This is a genomic window from Rhodoferax sp. XS2R6 (genome assembly GCF_056521365.1).
Map to the genome: position 1 here is coordinate 237,001 of NZ_JBWMAY010000001.1, position 19,101 is coordinate 256,101.

Here is a 19,101-nt window from a genome sequence, read left to right on the forward strand (position 1 = left end):
CTAAATGATCTTGGAGAAGCGGGCACGGGTGCGGTCGGACTGCAGGTACCTGTCAAACACCATGGCCACTGCGCGCACAAAAAACCAGCCCTGCGCAGTGACCTGGATGCCGCTGTCGTCCAGCACCACCAGGCCCTGCCCGGCCAGCGTTTGCAGCGCCTCCATCTCAGTGGCAAAGTAGTTTTTAAAGTCCACCAAGTAGGCCAGGTTGATGGACTCGAACTGCAACTGGCCCTGGCACATGAGCGCCATGATGACGGCGCGGCGCACCAGGTCGTCGCGTGTGACGGCCAGGCCGCGCACCACTGGAAAACGGCCCTGGTCCAGGTAGTCGTAGTACTCGTCCAACGTCTTGGCGTTCTGGCTGTAGGTCGCACCAATGCGGCCGATGGCCGACACGCCCAAGGCGATCAAATCGCAATCGGGCTGGGTGCTGTAACCCTGGAAGTTGCGGTGCAGCCGCCCCTGGCGCTTGGCCACGGCCAGCGAGTCTTCGGGCAGGGCAAAGTGGTCCATGCCCACATACACATAACCCGCCCCCATAAAGGCAGCGAGCGAACGCGACAACATCGACACCTTGGAACCCGCGCTGGGCAACTCCACCGTGGCAATGCGACGCTGGGGTTTGAAGCGCTCGGGCAGGTGGGCGTAGGCATACAGCGCAATTCGGTCGGGTCGCAGCTGGTTGACCTGGGCCAGCGTGCGGTCAAACGACTCCGGGGTTTGCTGCGGCAGGCCATAGATCAGGTCTACATTGATAGACTCAAAACCCCGGGCGCGCGCCGCCGCAACCAGCGCAAACACCTGCTCGGCCGGCTGCACCCGGTGCACCGCCTTCTGCACCGCGGGGTCAAAGTCTTGTACGCCAAAACTCAGGCGGTTAAAACCCAGTTCGGCCAGGGTGTCCAGCCGGGTCGCGTCCACCGTGCGCGGGTCCACCTCAATGGAATATTCGCCACCCGGCGCAAAGTTGAAGTTGCGCCGCAGCATGCCCATCAGCTCGCGCAGCTCGGTGTCGCTCAAAAACGTGGGGCTGCCACCGCCCAGGTGCAGCTGGCTCACGGTCTGGCCAGTGCCCATACGTTCGGTGTGCAGGTCCACCTCGCGGCTCAGGTAGCGCAGGTAGGTGGCGGCCTTGTCGTGGTGTTTGGTAATAATCTTGTTGCAAGCGCAGTAGTAACACAGCGACTCGCAAAACGGAATGTGTACATACAGTGACAGCGGCAATGCCAAGGCCGCCGCACCACTGCGGCGCTGGGCCAGGGCTTGGGCGTAGTCGTCGGCGGTAAAGGCCTCGACAAAGCGGTCTGCCGTGGGGTAGGAGGTGTACCGCGGCCCTGCAACGTCGAAACGGGTCAGCAAATTTTCCGAGATGGGGGTGGTGTCTACGACGGCGTTCATGAATACTCCAAGCTACCGCACAGACTGTGACGCAAGCCCTGCACAAACTGCTTGATCTACATCAAGGAGCCAGCGCATGACCAGGAACATAATTGACTTGCATCAGGGGAACCATATGTTTGAGCCAATCGCACCCACCACCAAAGCCGCCGAGGCACACGCCACCATTGCCATTGCGCCGGCCACGCCCCTGACGCCCCACACCATCAAGGTGGCCTGCTCCAACTGCAACCTGCGCGAACTCTGCATGCCGCTGGGCCTGAGCGCCAGCGAGCTGGACAAGATTGACGACGTGGTGGCCAGCCGCCGCAAGATCAAACGCGGCGGGGCCCTGTTCCGCAACGGCGAAAAGTTCACCAGCCTGTATGCCATTCGCACCGGCTTCTTCAAGACCTGCGTGGCCTCGGAGGACGGGCGCGACCAGGTCACCGGTTTTCAGATGGCGGGCGAGGTGATGGGGCTGGACGGCATCGTCAACGACCACCACACCTGTGACGCCGTGGCGCTGGAAGATGCCGAGGTGTGTGTCATGCCGTTTGACCGTATTGAAGAACTGTCACGCGAAGTGAATGCGCTGCAGCGCCATGTGCACAAGATCATGAGCCGGGAAATTGTGCGGGAGAACGGCGTGATGCTGCTCTTGGGCAGCATGCGGGCCGAGGAGCGCCTGGCGGCCTTTTTGCTGAACCTGGTCCAGCGTCTGCATGCACGCGGCTTCTCGCAGTCTGAGCTGGTGTTGCGCATGACGCGCGAAGAAATTGGCAGCTACCTGGGCCTCAAGCTCGAAACCGTGAGCCGCACCTTCTCCAAATTTGTGGAAGACGGCATTGTGGAAGTCAAACAGCGCCATGTGCGCATCCTCAATACCGAGGCCCTCAAGGACATCGTCAATCCCAAGGTCTGCAACTAAACAGCCTGAGATGGCTTAGGGGGTCGCCGGAGCGACCTGCGGCTTGACCCCGGTGGCCGCGTGGTTACGCGCCTGCACAGCTGGGGCCAGGCTCTCCGGTGTCGCAGCCAGCGTGCGGTTGATCTCTATGCCCTTTTGGTAATAGTTCTGGTCCACCACCGGGTCGGCCCCCGACACAGCCAAATACAGCGTAACAAACCCAGCCACCACCACAATGGCCGGGCCAGACAGTACCAGCCAGACGTAACCAAAATGCCACCAGGGCTGCTGCGAAGAAGGGTCTTGGGTGTCCATAACAATCCTTAACGGGGAACAATAAATACCGACTTCTCGGTCACGGTGCTGCTGTGGGCCCCGTTGGTTACTTCAAAGTGGATGGGGTGGGAGCCTGCCGGTGCAGCCTCATAAGGAATCTGCACCCGCACCGCCACCCAGCGCGCCTGCGTGGCACCAATGGCCACGGTCGGCCTGTCCATCTGGGTGCTCATGCCCTCAATCCCGCTGGCGCTAACGCTGAAGTCCTGGTCCTGCTCGGTCGCGTTCATGATCTGCAGGCGGTACACGTTTTCGATCTTGCCACCCTGCACGATGCGGGCCAGCGTACCCCGGTCGCGCTCCACATCCACCCGAAACGGTGAGCGCAGCGCCAAGCTCACCAGCATGGCCACCACCACGGCCACCAGAATGCCGGTGTACACCAGCACCCGCGGGCGCAACACATGGCGCAGGGTCTGGGCGCGGGTCCAGTGTTGGTTGACGGCGTTTTGGGTGGAGTACTTCACCAAGCCGCGGGCGTAGCCCATCTTGTCCATCACGGTGTCGCACACATCGGCGCAGGCGCCGCAGCCTATGCATTCGTACTGCAGGCCATCGCGGATATCAATGCCCGTGGGGCACACCTGCACACACAGGCTGCAGTTCACACAGGCACCCAGGTTCAAGGACAGGGGGTCGGCCTTGCGCGAGCGCGCACCACGTGGCTCACCACGCTCCTCGTCGTAGGTAACAACCAGGGTGTCGCGGTCGAACATGGCGCTCTGGAAGCGCGCATAGGGGCACATGTATTTGCAGACCTGCTCACGCAAGTAACCTGCATTGCCATAGGTGGCAAACCCGTAAAACAGCACCCAAAAGGTTTCCCACGGGCCCAAGCCCCAGCCCAACACCGCGCTGGCCAGGCTGTGGATGGGCGTGAAATACCCCACAAAGGTGAAACCCGTCCACAGCGACACGGCCAGCCACATACCCTGCTTGGCCAGCTTGCGGCCCAGCTTGTCCCAGCCCCAGGGGCCTGCATCCCGGCGCATGCGGGCCGATCGGTCGCCTTCGGCCAACTTCTCCAGCCAGAGAAAAATCTCGGTGTACACCGTTTGGGGGCAGGCGTAACCACACCACAGGCGCCCGGCCACCGCGGTGAACAGGAACAGTGACAGTGCCGAAATCACCAGCAAGCCCGTGAGGTAGACAAAATCTTGCGGGTACAGCACCAACGAGAAGATGTAGAACCGTTTTGCCACCAGGTCGAACAGCACCGCTTGGCGGTCGCCCCAGGGCAGCCAAGGCAGGCCGTAAAACACCAACTGCGTGAGGAACACCAGCGCCCAGCGCCACCGGGTGAAATACCCCGACACGCTGCGCGGGTAGATCTTCTTGTGGGCCTCGTACAAAGCCACCATCTCGGCGTCGGCTCCGGGCGGTGGCTCTATCGGGCCACGGTCCGGGGACGGCGCAATCGGGATGACTTTGCGGGACGAGTCGGAAGCGGTGTTCAACACAAAGTCCTGAATGCAGCCTGCTTACTTGGCGGGCGCGCCGTTGTTGGACATGCCCCAGACGTAGGCCGCCAGCACCTGGATTTGTGCCGCGGTGAGTTTGTCAGCCTGTGCTGGCATTTGGTTGACCTTGCCATTGTTGATCATGGCAACGATGGCATTCTCTCCATAGCCATGCAACCAGATGTCGTCTGCGAGGTTGGGGGCACCCAAGGCCACATTGCCTTTGCCATCACCACCGTGGCAAGCGGCACAGGCGGCAAACTTGGGCTTGCCCAGTGCAGCACGCACCGAGTCGTGCGGGCTACCGGACAGGCTCAACACATAGTGCGCCACGTTTTTCACATCGTCCCCAGTACCTACAGCAGCAGCCATGGGCGGCATCTGTCCTACACGGCCCAAGGTTAGTGTTTCGGCAATTTTTTCAGGGGCGCCGCCGTGCAGCCAGTCGCCATCGGTCAGGTTGGGGAAACTCTTGGAGCCGCGCGCGTCCGAGCCGTGGCACTGGGAGCAGTTGTTCATGAACAGGCGCTCACCAATCGCATGGGCCTGCGGGTCCTTGGCCACCTCTTCGGGCTTCATGGACGCAAACCTGGCGTACAGCGGGGCTACTTCCTGGTTACCCTTGGCCACCTCGGCCCGGTACTGGCCTTCCTGGGTCCAGCCCAGCGTGCCAGCCGCAGTGCCCAGGCCGGGGTAAAGCGCCAGGTAAACACCGGCAAACACGATGGTGATGATGAACAGCCACACCCACCAGCGTGGCAGGGGGTTGTTCATCTCGCGCAGGTCACCGTCCCACACGTGGCCGGTGGTGTTGTCATTGGCGGTCATGGCCTTGGCTTTGCCGCTGAACCACAGCAGCAGCAGGCAGGCCACGATCCCAATGATCGTGATGGCCGCCACATAGACGGACCAGAAACTACTTGTAAAGTCGCTCATTTTTATTCCTTATGCGGGTTCAATCCTGCTCAAAAGGCAGGTTGGCGGCTTGCGCAAAATCACCCGAACGGCGCTTGGACCAGGCCCACCAGACAATGCCGACAAACACCAGCAAGCTCACCACCGTAGTCACGGAACGCAGGGTATTGATGTCCATGGAAATCTCTCTTTCGCGTTACTTGAGTGCCAAGCCCAGAACCTGCAGGTAGGCAATGGTGGCCTCCAGCTCGGTCTTGCCCTTCACCTCTTCCGGTGCCTTGGCAATCTGCTCGTCGGTGTAGGGCACACCCACGGTGCGCAGGGCCTTCATGCGGGCGGGCATCTCGGCAGCGGCCACCGGGGTTTTCTCCAGCCAGGGGTAGGCGGGCATGTTGGACTCGGGCACCACGTCGCGCGGGTTCACCAGGTGGATGCGGTGCCATTCGTCGCTGTACTTGCCGCCTACGCGGGCCAGGTCGGGCCCGGTGCGTTTGCTGCCCCATTGGAAGGGATGGTCGTACACCGACTCGCCCGCCACCGAGTAGTGGCCGTAGCGCAGTGTCTCGGCACGGAAGGGGCGGATCATTTGCGAGTGGCAGTTGTAGCAGCCCTCACGGATGTACACATCGCGTCCAGCCAGTTGCAGCGCGGTGTAGGGCTGGATGCCCTTGATCGGCTCAGTGGTGGACTTCTGGAAAAACAACGGAACAATTTCCACCATACCGCCCACCAGCAAGACCAGCAGGATCAACACAATCATCAGAAAGTTATTGGTCTCGATTTTCTCGTGCGACACACCAGAGCTTTTGGTTTCGTTAGCCATGTTCTTGTTCTCCTTAGGCGTGCGCAACGGCAGCAGGAATGGTCACGGTGCTGGCGCGCCCTGCAGTGGCCGTCTTGAGGGTGTTCCACAGCATGATCAGCATGCCGCTGAGGTACAGCAGGCCGCCAAGCAAGCGCAATACATAGAAGGGATAGGTGGCTTTCACCGACTCCACAAAGGTGTAGGTCAGCGTACCGTCGGGGTTGATGGCGCGCCACATCAGGCCCTGCATCACACCGGCAATCCACATGGCGGCGATGTAAATCACGATGCCGATGGTGGCCACCCAGAAATGCAGCTCGATGGCTTTGACACTGAACATTTGCTTTTGGCCAAACAGGCGCGGAATCAGGTAGTACATGGAGCCCATGGTTACCAAGCCCACCCAGCCCAAAGCGCCGGAGTGCACGTGGCCCACGGTCCAGTCGGTGTAGTGGCTCAAGGCGTTCACGGTCTTGATGGACATCATGGGACCTTCGAAGGTGGACATGCCGTAGAAGGACAAGGACACGATCAGGAAACGCAAGATGGGGTCGTCCCGCAGCTTGTGCCAGGCACCCGACAGGGTCATGATGCCGTTGATCATGCCGCCCCAGCTGGGCGCCAGCAGGATGAGGGAGAACACCATGCCCACCGATTGCGTCCAGTCGGGCAACGCGGTGTAGTGCAGGTGGTGGGGGCCGGCCCACATGTAGGTGAAGATCAGCGCCCAGAAGTGGACGATGGACAGGCGGTAGCTATAGACCGGGCGGCCTGCCTGCTTGGGGATGAAGTAATACATCATGCCCAGGAAACCCGCAGTCAGGAAAAAGCCCACCGCGTTGTGGCCATACCACCACTGGACCATGGCATCCTGCACGCCAGCGTAGGCGGAGTAACTTTTCATCCAGCCTGCGGGAATGGCCGCACCGTTAACCAGGTGCAGGATGGCCACGGCCAGGATGAAGGCACCAAAGAACCAGTTCGCCACGTAGATGTGTTTAACCTTGCGTGTGCCCACGGTGCCAAAAAACACCACCGCAAACGACACCCACACCAGCGTGATCAGAATATCGATGGGCCACTCCAGCTCCGCATATTCCTTGCCTTGGGTGTAGCCCAGCGGCAGTGACACAGCGGCGGCCAAAATCACCAGTTGCCAGCCCCAAAACGTGAAGGCGGCCAGCTTGTCGCCAAACAGGCGCACCTGGCAGGTGCGCTGCACCACGTAATAGGCCGATGCAAACAGGCCACAGCCACCAAAGGCAAAAATGACTGCATTGGTATGCAAGGGACGCAGGCGCCCATACGACAGCCACGGGATGCCGAAGTTGAGCTCGGGCCAGGCCAACTGGGCGGCGATGATCACGCCCACCAGCATGCCGACCACGCCCCAGACCACGGTCATGATGGCGAACTGGCGCACAACGGTATCGTTGTAAACCGTCGCCTGTTGATTTGAAAATGCCATAGTTACCTCTTCTTGGATTACTGCTACTGAGTGTCTTCCCGCCCTCTCCCCTCCGGGTTGACCCATGTCAACTGCGGACCAGAAAACCTGTGTGTTTTAAGGGTCACGCAAGATGCGCTCACCCTCGGACTCGATGTCCTCGAACTGCCCGCGGTCGATGGCCCACCACAACCCGCCCAGGATGAAGAAGACCAACACCACGGACAAAGGAATCAGTAAATACAGAATGTCCATCAGACCTCCAAAGGCTGCAGCGGCGCAGTGCGCGGTGTACGGGCCAGGCGCAAGGCGTTGAGGACCACCAGCAAGGAGCTGCAAGCCATGCCCAAACCCGCCAGCCACGCTGGCAGGTAGCCCGCCACCGCCAGCGGCACACAGGCCGCGTTGTAGGCCAATGCCCACCACAGGTTTTGCCGCACGATGCGCTGGGTCTTGCGCGCCAGTTGCACCGCCAGCACCACCGCATCCAGGCTGCCGCCCAGCACCACCAGGTCCGACTGCGCCTGGGCCAGCGGCACGGCCTGGCCAAACGCAAACGACACATGGGCCCCGGCCAGCACCGGGCCGTCGTTGAGCCCGTCACCCACCATGGCCACTGTGTGGCCCTGGGCTTGCAGGCGCTGTAAGTAGGCCAGCTTGTCGGCTGGCGAACAGCCGCCCAGCGCCTCAGAGATACCGGCCTGGGCAGCCACCTGCAGCACAGCTTCGGGCCGGTCGCCAGAGAGCAAGTGCACCTGCACCCCCTGCGCCTGCAGGGCCGCCACCACAGCAGGCACTTCGGGCCGCATGTCTTCTTGCAACACAAAGGTGGCCAACCAGCCCTGGGCGTCGGCTAGGTGCACACACAACCCGTCTGGCAACGCGTGGTTGGCGGCCAGCTGGCAAAAACGGGCTGAGCCCAGACGCATGGCGCCCCCCAGCAGCCCCGCCCCCCCGGCGCTCTGCACCTGCCCCGCCACGCCCTGCCCGGCGGACTCTTGCACGGCGGTGCAGGCCCAGGCCACCCGCCCCTCTTCTTGGCTGGCCGCACGCACCAAGGCTTTGGAAGCGGGGTGCAAAGAATGCTGGGCCAGCGCGGCAGCCATGGCCAGGGCATCACTGCGCGTCACACCCGCGCGGGTCTGCACTGCCTGCAAGGCCATGGCGTCGCGGGTCAGCGTGCCGGTCTTGTCAAACACCACCGTATCTACGGCAGCCAGCGCCTCCAGGCTGGGCAGGTTGCGCACCAAGAGCCCCGCGCGTGCCAGGCTGCCCGCAGCCGCCAGCATGGCCGCCGGTGTGGCCAGTGACAGGGCGCAGGGGCATGTCACCACCAGCACAGCCACGGCCACCATGAGTGCGTGGCCCGGGTTCTGCGGCCACCACCAGGCACAGGCCAGCGCCGCACTCACCAGCACGGCCAGCAAAAAGGGTTTGGCCAGGCGGTCGGCCAGCAAGGCGCTGCGCGGTTTGGTGGTGGACGCACTCTCCATCAGCGCCACGATCTGGGCAAAACGCGTGGCGGCCCCCACCTGGGTGAGCCGCACCAGCACGGTGGCCAACAGGTTGTGGCTGCCTGCCACCACAGCGGCGCCCACCGCGCGTGGGAGCGGGTGCGATTCACCGCTGAGCAGCGCCTCGTCCACCAGGGTACTGCCCTGCTCCACCACCCCATCAGCCGCAAAGGCTTCGCCGGGCTGCACGCGCACCAGGTCGCCCGCCTGCAAGCGGCGCACGGCCACGCGCTCAAAGTCGCCCTGTGCCGTGCGGCGCTCCACGCTGTCGGGCAGGCGGTTCATCAGCGCCTCCAATGCACCGGCGGTGCGGTCGCGCAGGCGCAGCTCCAGCCAGCGGCCGGTGAGCAAAAAGAATACGAACATGGTGAGCGAGTCGAAATACACTTCGCGCCCAAAAATGCCCTGGGGGTCAAAGGTGCCCGCGGTGCTGACCACAAAGGTGATCACCATGCCCAGGGCCACCGGCAGGTCCATGCTGATGCGCAGTTGCGCCACATCGCGCAGCGCATTTTTGAAAAACGGGCCGCAAGAAAACAGGATCACCGGCAGCGTAAGCACCCAGGACGCCCAGCGCAGCAGTTGCTCCATCTCGCCGGTCAAATCGCCGGGCTGGGCCACGTAGGCCGGCCATGCGTACATCATCACCTGCATCATGCACAGGCCCGCCACCAGCCAGCGCCACAACGCCTGGCGTGCGGCTTTGCGGCGGCGTTCGCTGGCAAACACATCGTTGGCGGGCACCGCGCGGTAACCGGCCTGTTGGACCGCTTGCATCCAGCGCGAAGGCTGCACCACCGCCGATGACCAGACCACACGGGCACGCTGGCTGGCGGCGCTGACCTGGGCGCTGAGGACACCTGGCACCTGGCGCAAGGCGTCTTCTACCGTCAGGGAGCAGGCGGCGCAGTGCATGCCTTCAATCACCACGCTGGACTCCCACTGGGCGGGGTCGTGGCGGTCCGCATGGCTGAAGCTGCTCCACTCCTGCGGGTCGTCCAGCAAGGCCAATGCCGCCACCGGGTGGGGCATGGGCGCAGTGGAAGCCAGCGTTGCAGCAATCATGGTAGGGAGTGTGCCCAGTCTGATGCGTGGAAAGCTTGATGCAGATCAAGCCATGCGGTGGCGGAGAGCGTAATCTGAAAGCTTCCAAGTCACAAGGAGTCCTTATGTACCAACGCATTCTTGTTCCCACCGATGGCAGCGCCCTCTCCAAAAAAGCCGTGAACAGCGCCATTGCCTTGGCCAAACTGTGCAATGCCGAGCTGGTGGCGCTGAAGGTGGTGCCACGCTACCCGCAGTCCTACTTTGAAGGCGGTATTGCGCTGGCGCCCGCAGAGGTCAAGCAGGTCGAAAAGACCTGGGGCGACGCCGGGCAGGCCGTGGTTGATGCGGTGAAAAAAGCCGCGGCCGCCAAAGGCATTGAGGCCAAGGCCGTGGTGGTGCGTTCCGATGTGGTGTCCGATGCCATCTTGGCCGCCGCCAAGAAGCACCAATGTGACCTGGTGGTCATGGCCTCGCACGGGCGCAAGGGCATCAAACGCCTGCTGCTGGGCAGCGAGACACAGCACGTGTTGACGCACGCCCCGATTCCCGTGCTGATTTTGAAGTAAATCGGGCTCTAGCCCCCGTAGATGCTGCGCAAGCAGCTACAAAATAGAGAGCAGCTTTGATTCACCTGCATCCGCGTGCAGGTCGCGCACCGCCAACACATCGTCCCAGGCGTTGAGAAAGCTCTGCACACAGCGGGGGTCGAAGTGGGTGCCGGAGCCAGCGGTGAGAAAGTCCACTGCCTCCTCCAGCGTCCAGGCTTTTTTGTAAGGCCGCTCGGAGGTCAGTGCGTCAAACACATCAGCAACCGCCACGATGCGGCTGAACAGCGGGATGGCCTCGCCCTTGAGCCCTTGGGGGTAACCGCTACCGTCAAACTTCTCATGGTGGCCCAGTGCGATCTCGGCACCGGTCTGCAACACGCGGGACGCACTGCCCTGCAAAAGCTCGTAGCCATACATCGCATGCTGCTTCATGATGATGAATTCGGCCTCCGTCAGGCGGCCGGGCTTGAGCAGGATGTTGTCGGCAATACCCACCTTGCCCAGGTCGTGCATGGGCGCTGCTTCCAGCAGCAGGTCTTGTTCGGCCTCGGTCAGGCCCAGCCCTTTGGCAATCAATCGGGAGTAATGCGCCATGCGTGAGATGTGGGCGCCGGTTTCAGGGTCGCGGAACTCGGCAGCGCGCGACAGGCGCATGACGGTGTCGCGTTCGCGCGCCAAAATCTCGGCCGTGGCTTTCTGCACCTCGTCTGCCAGCCAGGCGGCGCGGTCGGCCAGCTTGGTACGCGCGTCACTCAGAATCAGCAGGTTCTTGGCACGCGCCAGAAACTCCACCTTGTCCACCGGTTTGGCCATGAAGTCATTGGCCCCGGCATCCAGCGCACGGTAGCGCACCGGCTTCTGGTCGTTGGCAGTGACCATCATGATGGGGGCAATGTCGCAGCCCGGAATTCGGCGGAACCGGCGGATGAACTCCAGCCCATCCATGCCTGCCATGGTGTAGTCCACGATCACCAGATCGACAGCTTTGCGCTCGCCCCAGGCCAATGCCTCATCCGGGCTGGCAAACGGGATGGCCCGGCAGTCCCCCAGTTTTTCCACCAGCTCGCTCAACAGAGCCAGGGTGGCGGGGGTATCGTCAACGATGAGTACGTGCTGCATGACCAAAATATGACAAAGACCGGTCTACTGTAGCCGAGACATGTCAAGCAACGGTTAAGCGGGCCGGTATTGCTCCCGCAACAGGTTTTTCTGCACTTTGCCCATGGCATTGCGCGGCAGCTCGGCCACCACCACGCAGCGCTTGGGCACCTTGAAGTTGGCCAACATGGATTTCAAGGTGGCAATCACCTGCGCAGGGTCCACCGTGGCACCAGCCAGCGGCACAATGACGGCCACGCCCACCTCGCCAAAATCTGCATCGGGCACGCCCACCACCGCGCTCTCGGCCACGCCGGGCAGGTTGTTGATGTAGCCCTCGATCTCGGCCGGGTAGACGTTGTAGCCGCCGCTGATGATGAGGTCCTTGCTGCGGCCAACGATGGTCACGTAGCCCTTGGCGTCCACCTGGCCCACATCACCGGTTTTGAAAAAGCCATCCGCCGTGAACTCTTGTGCGGTTTTCTCGGGCATCTGCCAGTAGCCCAGAAACACATTGGGGCCACGTACCTCGATGCCACCGGTTTCGCCTTGGGGCAAGTCTTTGCCCGCGTCATCACGCACGCGCAGCTGCACACCCGGCAGGGGTTTGCCCACACTGCCCACCACACGTTGGCCATCCGAAGCACGGCCGGGGTTGGAGGTCAGCATCACGGTCTCGGACATGCCGTAACGCTCCAGAATCGTGTGGCCGGTGCGGGCCTGCCACTGGTGGTGGGTGTCCACCAGCATGGGCGCCGAACCGGAGACAAACAGCCGCATGTTTTTCGTCACCTGGGCCGTGAGCCCGGCCTCCGCCAGCAGGCGCACATACAGCGTGGGCACGCCCATGAATACGGTGGCGCGCGGCAGGTGCTGCAACACCACCTTGGGGTCAAACTTGGCGCACCAGACCATCTTGCTGCCGTTGATCAGCGCGCCGTGGATGGCCACGAACAGGCCATGCACATGGAAGATGGGCAGCGCGTGGATCAGCACGTCGCCGGGCTTCCAGTCCCAGTAGGTTTGCAGCACACGGGCATTGCTCAGCAGGTTGCCGTGGCTCAGCATCGCGCCCTTGCTGCGGCCGGTGGTGCCACTGGTGTAGATGATGGCGGCCAGGTCATCGGGCTTGCGCTGCGCGATGGTGTGGGTGGCAGGGAACTGGGTGGCGCGGTCCAGCAGCGAACCGGTGCGGTCGTCGTTGAGTGTGAACACATGGCTGGTACCCGCCAGGAAGGCCATCTTGCTGAGCCAGCCAAAGTTGCGCCCGCTGCACACCACCACGGCGGGCTTGGCGTCTTCGATGAAGTAGGCCATCTCGGCGCTTTGGTAGGCGGTGTTGAGCGGCAGGTAGACCAGGCCGGCGCGCAGCGTGGCCAAGTACAGCACCAGCGCCTCCACCGACTTTTCCACCTGCACGGCAATACGCGCGCCCTTGGGCAGCTCCAGAAATTCAAACAGGTTGGCCACCATGGCGGTGGCCTGGTCCAGGTCTTGCCAGCTGTACTGCAGGCCGGCGTCGGTCTCGACCGCGCAGGCGCTGAGGTCTTTCGGAAAAGCGGCGCGCAGTGCGGCGAACAGGTTGGCGTTCTCGGTTTTGGTGGCCATGGTCGGATCTCGGATGTCTGGGTTAAAACTGCGGCTGGCGCTTGGCCAGAAAGGCGGAGATGCCTTCGCGGTGTTCGGCACTGTCGGCGTAGGCGTAAGCCGTGGTGGTTAGATATGCTATCAAATCAGGAGCTGTTTGCGCATTATCTATATGGGCTAGAGGCCTATTTGATGTTTGAAGTGCGCGCAGGGTTTGTTTGTTCAAACGTGCGGCCTGCGGGGCCAGGCTGGCCACACGTTGCGCCAGGGCCTGGCTGTGTGTGGCCACCTCGGCATCATTCAATACCTGCAGGAGGAAGCCGCGCGCCAGCATGGCCGGGGCCTCGAACACTTCGGCCGCCAGCAACATGGCACGCGCTACCGTGCCGCCCGCAGCCTGCGCCACCAGAGCGGCTTCACGTGGCGCCATGGGAAAACCCAGCCGCGCAATCGGCGCGCCAAAGCGGGCCGACTGGCCGGCCACGCGCAGGTCGCAGCAGCTGGCAATCTCCACGCCTGCGCCCATGCAGTTGCCTTCAATCAGCGCAACAATGGGCACATCGCAGTCCAGCATCGCCTGCAGGCCGCCCCACACCTCGTCCTCGTGGAACTGGCGCAGCGCGGCCTCGTTGAAACGGAAGCTGGGGTACTCGGCAATGTCGCCACCGGCGCAGAAGTGGCCGCTCTCCCCACGCAGCAGCACGCAGCGCGCCTCGGGGTCAGTCTGCAGGGCGATGAACACGGCCTTCAGCTCGCGCCACATGGCACGCGACATGGCGTTGAACTTGCCAGGGTGGGACAGCGTGATGCTGACCACGCCCTGCCCTTCACCCGTGCCATGCGTAACCTGGATGCTTCCTGCCATGCTTGCCTTGTCCTGCCTGCTGGTGTTGCGATCTCAGTCCAGCTTGGCGCCAGACGTTTTCACCACGGCGGCCCAGCGCTTCACTTCGGCGGCCACAAACGCGCCAAACTGCGCCGGCGTGAGCTTGCCAAACTCGGCGCCGTTGTTAGCCCAGCTGGTTTTGATTTCGTCCGCTTGGGACAGGCGGGTCACCTCTTCCACAATGCGCGCCTGCACATCGGCCGGTGTGCCCTTGGGTGCCCACAGGCCGTACCAGGTGGTGACCGTGTAGTCGGGCAGGCCCAGCTCGGCAGCGCAGGGCACGTCCGGGAACGCCGGGCTGCGCTTGTTGCCCGACACCATGAGCGCCTTAATGCGCCCACCCTTGATGTGGGCTGCGGATGAACCCAGGCCATCGAACATCATGTCCACGCTGCCGGCCATCAGGTCTTGCAGCGCGGGGCCTGCACCGCGGTAGGGAATGTGGGTGATGAAGGTGCTGGTCTGCTGCTTGAACAGCTCGCCTGCCAGGTGGTGCGAGGTGCCGCCACCGGCCGAGCCGTAGTTCATCTTGCCGGGGTTGGCTTTGACTTGCGCCAGAAACGCCTTGAAGTCGCCGGGCACGTTTTTCGGGTTCACCACCAACACCTGGGGCACGTTGGCCACCAGCGCCAGGGGAATGAAGTCTTTCTGGATGTCGTAGTCCAGCTTGGGGTACATGCTGGGGGCGATGGCGTGGTGCACGGCGCCCATGAACAGGGTGTACCCATCGGGCGCGGCCTTGGACGCAATGCTGGCGCCCAGTGTGCCGCCGGCGCCGCCGCGGTTGTCAATCACCAGCTGGGTGCCGGTGAGTTTGGCGAACTGGGCCGCCATGGGGCGCGCAAATGCGTCGGTGCCCCCACCGGCCGGGAACGGCACCACCAGGCCCACGGGCTTGGCAGGCCACTTGGCCTGGGCCAGCGCGGCCAGGGGCGACAGCGCCCAGGCGGCGGCCGCGGCGGCACCGGTGGTGAGAAGGCTGCGGCGGCTTGTGCCGCCAGGGGTGGGGAATCGGGTCATGTTTGTCTCCTGTTTGTTATCTGTAAAACACTGAATCACACTGAAAAAACAGCTCGCTAAAAAAACAACTCACTGATGGCCGGTGCCACCGGAATCTTGCCCTGGGACAACGACTCGCGGTGCTTGTCCAAACGTTTGAGATCGTAGAGGTAATTGACCATCAGGCCATACGATTGCTTGAGCCCTTTGGCCGAGGGGTCGCTGGCCCAGTTGAGGCGCTCCACACGGGCGCCATTGCCCAGGTGAAAACGCGCCACCGCATCGAGCGGGCGGCCCTGCACGGTCTCTTGCCCCAGGTACTGGGCCGCACAACGCAGCAGCATCTGGGGCACGGTCGATCCGGGCTTGAGAGTCAGCGGAGACTCGGCCGCGGCCAGAAAATGCGCTGCCGTGACCGGCTCAAACCCGACGGCCCGGCCCAGCTCCTCGCGACTTTTGGCATCCAGCCGCTCCAGCAAACCGGTCGCGTTTTTGCCCAACCAGGAGCGGAAACCCGGAATCGGCGACAGCGTGGCAAAGGTCCTGAGTTTGGGGAATTCGGCTTTGAGTGTTTCCACCACCCGTTTGATCAACGAGTCGCCAAAACTCACGCCACGCAACCCCTCCTGCGTGTTGCTGATGGAGTAAAAAATGGCCGTGGTGGCCGCACCCAGGTCCGAGGCATCGGCCGACTCATCGAGCAGCGGCGTGATGCTGTCGGCCAGCGCATCGACCAGCGCCACCTCCACAAAAATCAGCGGCTCATCGGGCAAGCGCGGGTGGAAGAAGCCGTAACAACGGCGGTCCGAATCCAGCCGGTTCTTCACATCGGCCCAGCTCTTGATGTCGTGCACCGCCTCGTAACGGATGAGCTTTTCCACCAGCGAGGCCGGTGAGTCCCAGCTGATGCGGCGTAGCTCCAGAAAGCCCACGTCAAACCAGGTGGAGAACATGTACTCCATCTCCACATCCAGCGCCTGCAGGCGTTTGTCGCCCTTGAGCGCAGGCTGCATCTCAGCCCGCAGATTCACCAGAAAACGAATGCCTGTGGCGTCCGCGCTGAAGCGCTGCAGCACGCGCCGGCGCGGCGACACGGTGGCGCGGCGGTAGTGCACCTCGGCCGCGGCTTCGTCCGGGGTGCCCAGCGCGGCGGCAAACTTGGCCTGCGCGGCTTTCACCTTTTCGGCATCGGCGACAAACATTTCGCTCATCAGCAGCCACATGTCCTGGCGGCGGGGCGGCGTGGCCCCTTCGTACCAGGCCATCAGCGCGGCGGCGCGGCGCCCACCCTCCACCTCGCTCACGCGGTCGTCAATCACGGCCTGCAGCTCTTGCAGCGTGCGGCGCAACATGCGTGGCGACAGCGCCTCGCCGGTGTGGCGCAAGGTGGCCTGCAGGCGCGCCCGGGTGCTGCGCTGGCCCCCGGGGGCTTTGGCATTTGCGGCACCTGTCGCGCCATTTGCTACGTTTTTAGGAGCTGCTTGCGCAGAATCCGCGGGCGCTACAGCCTCTTTTGGCTTGGAACTCTTGGGCATGAGCCGTGCCACATTGCGGTTGATCCACGAGTCTTGGTTCATGCGAGCAGCCTGCTTTTTTGGGTACGGGAGAGTTCACGCAGCGCTTCGCGCTGGCGCAGCAAATGGGTGCGCATGGCGGCGTCGGCGGCTTCGCCGTCGCGCGCCTTGATGGCGGCAAACACCGCCAGATGTTCACTCAGGCTTTGCTCCAGCCGGCCCGGAGCGTGCAGCTGCTGCAGGCGGGCCAGCTTCAAAATCTTGCGCAGATCGGCAATGCTTTGCGCCAGCCAGCGGTTATTCGCCAGTGTGATGATGGCTTCGTGGATTTGAAAGTTGACCGCGTAGTAGTCGGTGATGCGTTTGGCCGCAGCGTGCTGCTGCAGGCTGGTGTGCAGCGTTTCCAGTGCGGCAATGTCGGCATCCGTCGCGTTGCGCGTGGCCTCCAGCGCGCAACGGCCTTCCAACAACGCAATCACTGGAAAGATGTCGTCCAGGTCCTGCTCGGTCACCTGGTTCACAAAGCTGCCGCGGCGCGGCTCGTGGCGCACCAAGCCCTCGGCCGCCAGCACCTTGAGCGCCTCGCGCAACGGGGTGCGGGAGATGGCCAGCTCGGTGCACAACGCTGCTTCGTCAATAAAACTGCCCGGCGCCAGCAGCCCCTCAAAGATCCGCGCACGCAGGCCATCGGCGACTTCATCGTGCAGGGAGTTGTGGACCAGGCGCATGGTGGATGGGTGAGGGAATCAATTGACCATAATTTTGCATAATTATGGGTAATTACCTGAACGCCGTAAAGAGCCCAGACGTGGTCCGGGCATGGGGACTTACCCTAGCGTGTGATCAGGATGCTGCGGTGCGGCGGCCGGCCCAGCGCCACAACAAAGCACCGGCCACGATCATCGGCACGCAGAGCCACTGGCCCATGCTCATGCCCAAGCTCAGCAGGCCCAGGTGGGCATCGGGTTCACGGAAAAATTCGGCAATAAAGCGGAACACGCCGTAGCCGAACAGGAAGGCCGCCGCCACCTGCCCCTGCTTGCGTGGTGTGCTGGCGTACCACCAGAGCAGCACAAACAACAACAGCCCTTCCAGGAGGAACTGGTAGACCTGCGAGGGGTGGCGTGGCAAATCGCCCGCGCCGCGGAACACCATGCCCCAGGGCAAAGTGGGGTCTGCCACGCGGCCCCACAGCTCGCCATTCATGAAGTTACCCAAACGCCCGGCTGCCAGCCCGGTGGGCACACACGGCGCCACAAAGTCCGCCACTTGCCAAAACGACCGGCCGCGAGACCGTGCAAACCAGACCATGGAGGCAATCACGCCCAACATGCCACCATGGAAACTCATGCCGCCCTGCCAGACGTACAACACTTCCAGCGGATGCGTGGCGTAGTAGCCCGGTTTGTAAAACAGGCAGTACCCAATACGCCCGCCCAGCACCACACCCATAACGCCGAGGAACAGGATGTCCTCCACGTCCTTGAACGACCAGGCCTGCGAGCCGGTCAATTTGTTGAACGGCGCGTGGCGCAGCCGGCGGCTGCCCAGAAACATGAACAGCGCAAAGGCTGCTAGGTAGGTCAGGCCATACCAATGCACGGCCACAGGGCCGAGTTGCAGGGCAACGGGGTCAATTTGGGGATGGATCAGCATGGGCCGCATTGTGCCCGTTGGAGGCATGGGCAATATCGTGAAAGGCCATGAACCGCTCCAGGGCCGGACTGCTGCGCTGCCAGACCAGGCTGGTCTCGCAACCCGGGACTGCGCCCACTACGCTGCGGTAGACCACGCCCGGCCGCTGGAACTGTTGCACGCTAGCCGGCACCCAAGCCACACCCAGCCCTGCAGATACCAGATTCACAATGGTCTGCATCTGGATTGCCTCTTGCGCCACCACGGGCAACTTGCCCGCGTCGTGGTACATGCCGAAGATGGCATCAAACAACGAGGGCACGATGCGCCTCGGAAAGGTCACCAGCGGCTGGGCCCAGACGTCCTGCAGACGCAGCGTCTTGCGCTTCGCCAACGGGTGCGATTCGGGCAAAGCCAGCACCAGCGGCTCCTGCGCGACGGTCAGCCGCTGCAGGCCTTCGGTGGCAAAACCGCTGGCGTGCAGCACAAAACCGGCGTCCACTTCGTCCGACTTGAGCAGTTGCAGCTGCACATCACCCGTGGCCTCCACAAGATCCAGCTGCACCCCCGGGAACTGCTGCCTGAACGCCATGACCCACTGCGGCAACAACGAGAAGCCGACCGTGGACACAAAGGCCAGTCGCAGCCGCCCGGACTCACCCACTGCCAGCGCCCTCGCCTGCACCACCAGGCCCTGAGCGCGCTGCAGCAGCTCCTGCGCCTGGGGCAGCAGTGCCAGGCCCTGGGGCGTGAGCTGCACGCTGCGCTTGGTGCGGGCGAACAGCGGCAGGCCCAGGCTGCGCTCCAGCTGGGCAATCGCCTGCGTGAGTGGCGGCTGCGTCATGTGCAGGCGCAGGGCCGCACGGCCAAAGTGCAGCTCTTCGGCCACGGTGACGAACTGGCGCCACAAGCGCAGTTCTATCCAGGGCAGTTGCGGGATCGGCTCATGCATATGTAAAAGATATTAATACAGCTTGAAAAATGGATTGGAACGAATCACCGACAGCGGGCATACTGCGG

At 63.1% G+C, this 19,101-nt stretch carries 19 protein-coding genes; 2 read left to right on the forward strand and 17 right to left on the reverse strand.

Annotated elements, in window-relative coordinates; genetic code table 11:
- Window positions 1-1,401 (reverse strand): oxygen-independent coproporphyrinogen III oxidase, encoded by a 1,401-nt coding sequence (hemN, locus tag AC097A_RS01135; protein ID WP_479619448.1) that lies wholly within the window; start codon window positions 1,399-1,401, stop codon window positions 1-3.
- A 190-nt stretch (window positions 1,402-1,591) separates the two neighbouring features.
- On the opposite strand from hemN, the gene fnr reads away from it, so the two are divergent.
- Window positions 1,592-2,311: a fumarate/nitrate reduction transcriptional regulator Fnr gene (gene fnr, locus AC097A_RS01140; RefSeq protein ID WP_479620182.1), complete on the forward strand. Its 720-nt coding sequence runs from the start codon at window positions 1,592-1,594 to the stop codon at window positions 2,309-2,311.
- A 15-nt stretch (window positions 2,312-2,326) separates the two neighbouring features.
- Here the strand turns inward: fnr and AC097A_RS01145 are convergent, their stop codons facing one another.
- From AC097A_RS01145 to AC097A_RS01180, 8 genes are all read right to left on the reverse strand, one after another.
- Window positions 2,327-2,605 carry a FixH family protein gene (locus AC097A_RS01145; RefSeq protein WP_479619449.1) on the reverse strand — a complete coding sequence of 93 codons (279 nt, stop codon included), beginning with the start codon at window positions 2,603-2,605 and terminating at the stop codon, window positions 2,327-2,329.
- 8 nt (window positions 2,606-2,613) lie between these two features.
- Complete coding sequence (gene ccoG / locus AC097A_RS01150) at window positions 2,614-4,083, reverse strand: cytochrome c oxidase accessory protein CcoG (RefSeq protein ID WP_479619450.1); 1,470 nt, start codon at window positions 4,081-4,083, stop codon at window positions 2,614-2,616.
- A 24-nt stretch (window positions 4,084-4,107) separates the two neighbouring features.
- A complete protein-coding gene (gene ccoP, locus AC097A_RS01155; RefSeq protein ID WP_479619451.1) occupies window positions 4,108-5,022 on the reverse strand; it encodes a cytochrome-c oxidase, cbb3-type subunit III in 915 nt (304 codons plus the stop codon).
- A 19-nt stretch (window positions 5,023-5,041) separates the two neighbouring features.
- Window positions 5,042-5,179: a cbb3-type cytochrome oxidase subunit 3 gene (locus AC097A_RS01160; protein WP_105259607.1), complete on the reverse strand. Its 138-nt coding sequence runs from the start codon at window positions 5,177-5,179 to the stop codon at window positions 5,042-5,044.
- Between the two features lie 18 nt (window positions 5,180-5,197).
- Complete coding sequence (gene ccoO, locus AC097A_RS01165) at window positions 5,198-5,824, reverse strand: cytochrome-c oxidase, cbb3-type subunit II (protein ID WP_105260361.1); 627 nt, start codon at window positions 5,822-5,824, stop codon at window positions 5,198-5,200.
- Window positions 5,825-5,837: 13 nt separating this feature from the next.
- The gene (gene ccoN / locus AC097A_RS01170; protein ID WP_105259608.1) at window positions 5,838-7,274 is read right to left on the reverse strand and encodes a cytochrome-c oxidase, cbb3-type subunit I; all 1,437 of its coding nucleotides are present in this window, start codon (window positions 7,272-7,274) and stop codon (window positions 5,838-5,840) included.
- 96 nt (window positions 7,275-7,370) lie between these two features.
- Window positions 7,371-7,508: a cbb3-type cytochrome oxidase assembly protein CcoS gene (ccoS, locus tag AC097A_RS01175; protein WP_094478692.1), complete on the reverse strand. Its 138-nt coding sequence runs from the start codon at window positions 7,506-7,508 to the stop codon at window positions 7,371-7,373.
- A complete protein-coding gene (locus tag AC097A_RS01180; protein ID WP_479619452.1) occupies window positions 7,508-9,832 on the reverse strand; it encodes a heavy metal translocating P-type ATPase in 2,325 nt (774 codons plus the stop codon). The genes ccoS and AC097A_RS01180 overlap by 1 nt, the downstream gene beginning before the upstream one ends.
- 104 nt (window positions 9,833-9,936) lie before the next feature.
- On the opposite strand from AC097A_RS01180, the gene AC097A_RS01185 reads away from it, so the two are divergent.
- Entirely contained in the window at window positions 9,937-10,380 is a 444-nt protein-coding gene (locus AC097A_RS01185; protein ID WP_105259611.1) for a universal stress protein, read from the forward strand.
- A gap of 36 nt (window positions 10,381-10,416) precedes the next feature.
- Here AC097A_RS01185 and AC097A_RS01190 read toward each other — a convergent pair whose 3' ends face one another.
- The 8 genes from AC097A_RS01190 to AC097A_RS01225 all read right to left on the reverse strand — a co-directional run bounded on the left by AC097A_RS01190 (window position 10,417) and on the right by AC097A_RS01225 (window position 19,033).
- Complete coding sequence (locus tag AC097A_RS01190; RefSeq protein ID WP_315478317.1) at window positions 10,417-11,481, reverse strand: HD domain-containing phosphohydrolase; 1,065 nt, start codon at window positions 11,479-11,481, stop codon at window positions 10,417-10,419.
- A gap of 54 nt (window positions 11,482-11,535) precedes the next feature.
- Window positions 11,536-13,068, reverse strand: a complete 1,533-nt coding sequence (locus AC097A_RS01195; RefSeq protein ID WP_479619453.1) for a malonate--CoA ligase — start codon at window positions 13,066-13,068, stop codon at window positions 11,536-11,538.
- A gap of 22 nt (window positions 13,069-13,090) precedes the next feature.
- A complete protein-coding gene (locus AC097A_RS01200; RefSeq protein ID WP_479619454.1) occupies window positions 13,091-13,912 on the reverse strand; it encodes an enoyl-CoA hydratase/isomerase family protein in 822 nt (273 codons plus the stop codon).
- Window positions 13,913-13,945: 33 nt separating this feature from the next.
- The gene (locus tag AC097A_RS01205; RefSeq protein ID WP_479619455.1) at window positions 13,946-14,953 is read right to left on the reverse strand and encodes a Bug family tripartite tricarboxylate transporter substrate binding protein; all 1,008 of its coding nucleotides are present in this window, start codon (window positions 14,951-14,953) and stop codon (window positions 13,946-13,948) included.
- A gap of 56 nt (window positions 14,954-15,009) precedes the next feature.
- The gene (locus tag AC097A_RS01210) at window positions 15,010-16,509 is read right to left on the reverse strand and encodes a malonyl-CoA decarboxylase domain-containing protein (RefSeq protein WP_479619456.1); all 1,500 of its coding nucleotides are present in this window, start codon (window positions 16,507-16,509) and stop codon (window positions 15,010-15,012) included.
- Window positions 16,506-17,174, reverse strand: coding sequence for a GntR family transcriptional regulator (locus AC097A_RS01215; protein WP_479619457.1), 669 nt, complete (start codon window positions 17,172-17,174; stop codon window positions 16,506-16,508). The genes AC097A_RS01210 and AC097A_RS01215 overlap by 4 nt, the downstream gene beginning before the upstream one ends.
- Window positions 17,175-17,289: 115 nt before the next feature.
- Window positions 17,290-18,102, reverse strand: coding sequence for a prolipoprotein diacylglyceryl transferase (gene lgt, locus AC097A_RS01220; RefSeq protein WP_479619458.1), 813 nt, complete (start codon window positions 18,100-18,102; stop codon window positions 17,290-17,292).
- A complete protein-coding gene (locus AC097A_RS01225; protein ID WP_479619459.1) occupies window positions 18,080-19,033 on the reverse strand; it encodes a LysR family transcriptional regulator in 954 nt (317 codons plus the stop codon). Before AC097A_RS01225 ends, lgt begins: the two co-directional genes overlap by 23 nt.
- Window positions 19,034-19,101 lie beyond the last annotated feature (68 nt).

Bases quoted from the DNA above. Each gene is read 5' to 3' on its own strand.
- lgt (WP_479619458.1), bottom strand. From the start codon at position 18,102: ATGCTGATCCATCCCCAAATTGACCCCGTTGCCCTGCAACTCGGCCCT.
- AC097A_RS01200 (WP_479619454.1), bottom strand. From the start codon at position 13,912: ATGGCAGGAAGCATCCAGGTTACGCATGGCACGGGTGAAGGGCAGGGC.
- AC097A_RS01145 (WP_479619449.1), bottom strand. From the start codon at position 2,605: ATGGACACCCAAGACCCTTCTTCGCAGCAGCCCTGGTGGCATTTTGGT.
- AC097A_RS01185 (WP_105259611.1), top strand. From the start codon at position 9,937: ATGTACCAACGCATTCTTGTTCCCACCGATGGCAGCGCCCTCTCCAAA.
- AC097A_RS01205 (WP_479619455.1), bottom strand. From the start codon at position 14,953: ATGACCCGATTCCCCACCCCTGGCGGCACAAGCCGCCGCAGCCTTCTC.
- ccoO (WP_105260361.1), bottom strand. From the start codon at position 5,824: ATGGCTAACGAAACCAAAAGCTCTGGTGTGTCGCACGAGAAAATCGAG.
- AC097A_RS01180 (WP_479619452.1), bottom strand. From the start codon at position 9,832: ATGATTGCTGCAACGCTGGCTTCCACTGCGCCCATGCCCCACCCGGTG.
- ccoN (WP_105259608.1), bottom strand. From the start codon at position 7,274: ATGGCATTTTCAAATCAACAGGCGACGGTTTACAACGATACCGTTGTG.
- AC097A_RS01215 (WP_479619457.1), bottom strand. From the start codon at position 17,174: ATGCGCCTGGTCCACAACTCCCTGCACGATGAAGTCGCCGATGGCCTG.
- ccoP (WP_479619451.1), bottom strand. From the start codon at position 5,022: ATGAGCGACTTTACAAGTAGTTTCTGGTCCGTCTATGTGGCGGCCATC.
- AC097A_RS01160 (WP_105259607.1), bottom strand. From the start codon at position 5,179: ATGGACATCAATACCCTGCGTTCCGTGACTACGGTGGTGAGCTTGCTG.
- AC097A_RS01195 (WP_479619453.1), bottom strand. From the start codon at position 13,068: ATGGCCACCAAAACCGAGAACGCCAACCTGTTCGCCGCACTGCGCGCC.
- hemN (WP_479619448.1), bottom strand. From the start codon at position 1,401: ATGAACGCCGTCGTAGACACCACCCCCATCTCGGAAAATTTGCTGACC.
- ccoS (WP_094478692.1), bottom strand. From the start codon at position 7,508: ATGGACATTCTGTATTTACTGATTCCTTTGTCCGTGGTGTTGGTCTTC.
- AC097A_RS01225 (WP_479619459.1), bottom strand. From the start codon at position 19,033: ATGCATGAGCCGATCCCGCAACTGCCCTGGATAGAACTGCGCTTGTGG.
- AC097A_RS01190 (WP_315478317.1), bottom strand. From the start codon at position 11,481: ATGCAGCACGTACTCATCGTTGACGATACCCCCGCCACCCTGGCTCTG.
- AC097A_RS01210 (WP_479619456.1), bottom strand. From the start codon at position 16,509: ATGAACCAAGACTCGTGGATCAACCGCAATGTGGCACGGCTCATGCCC.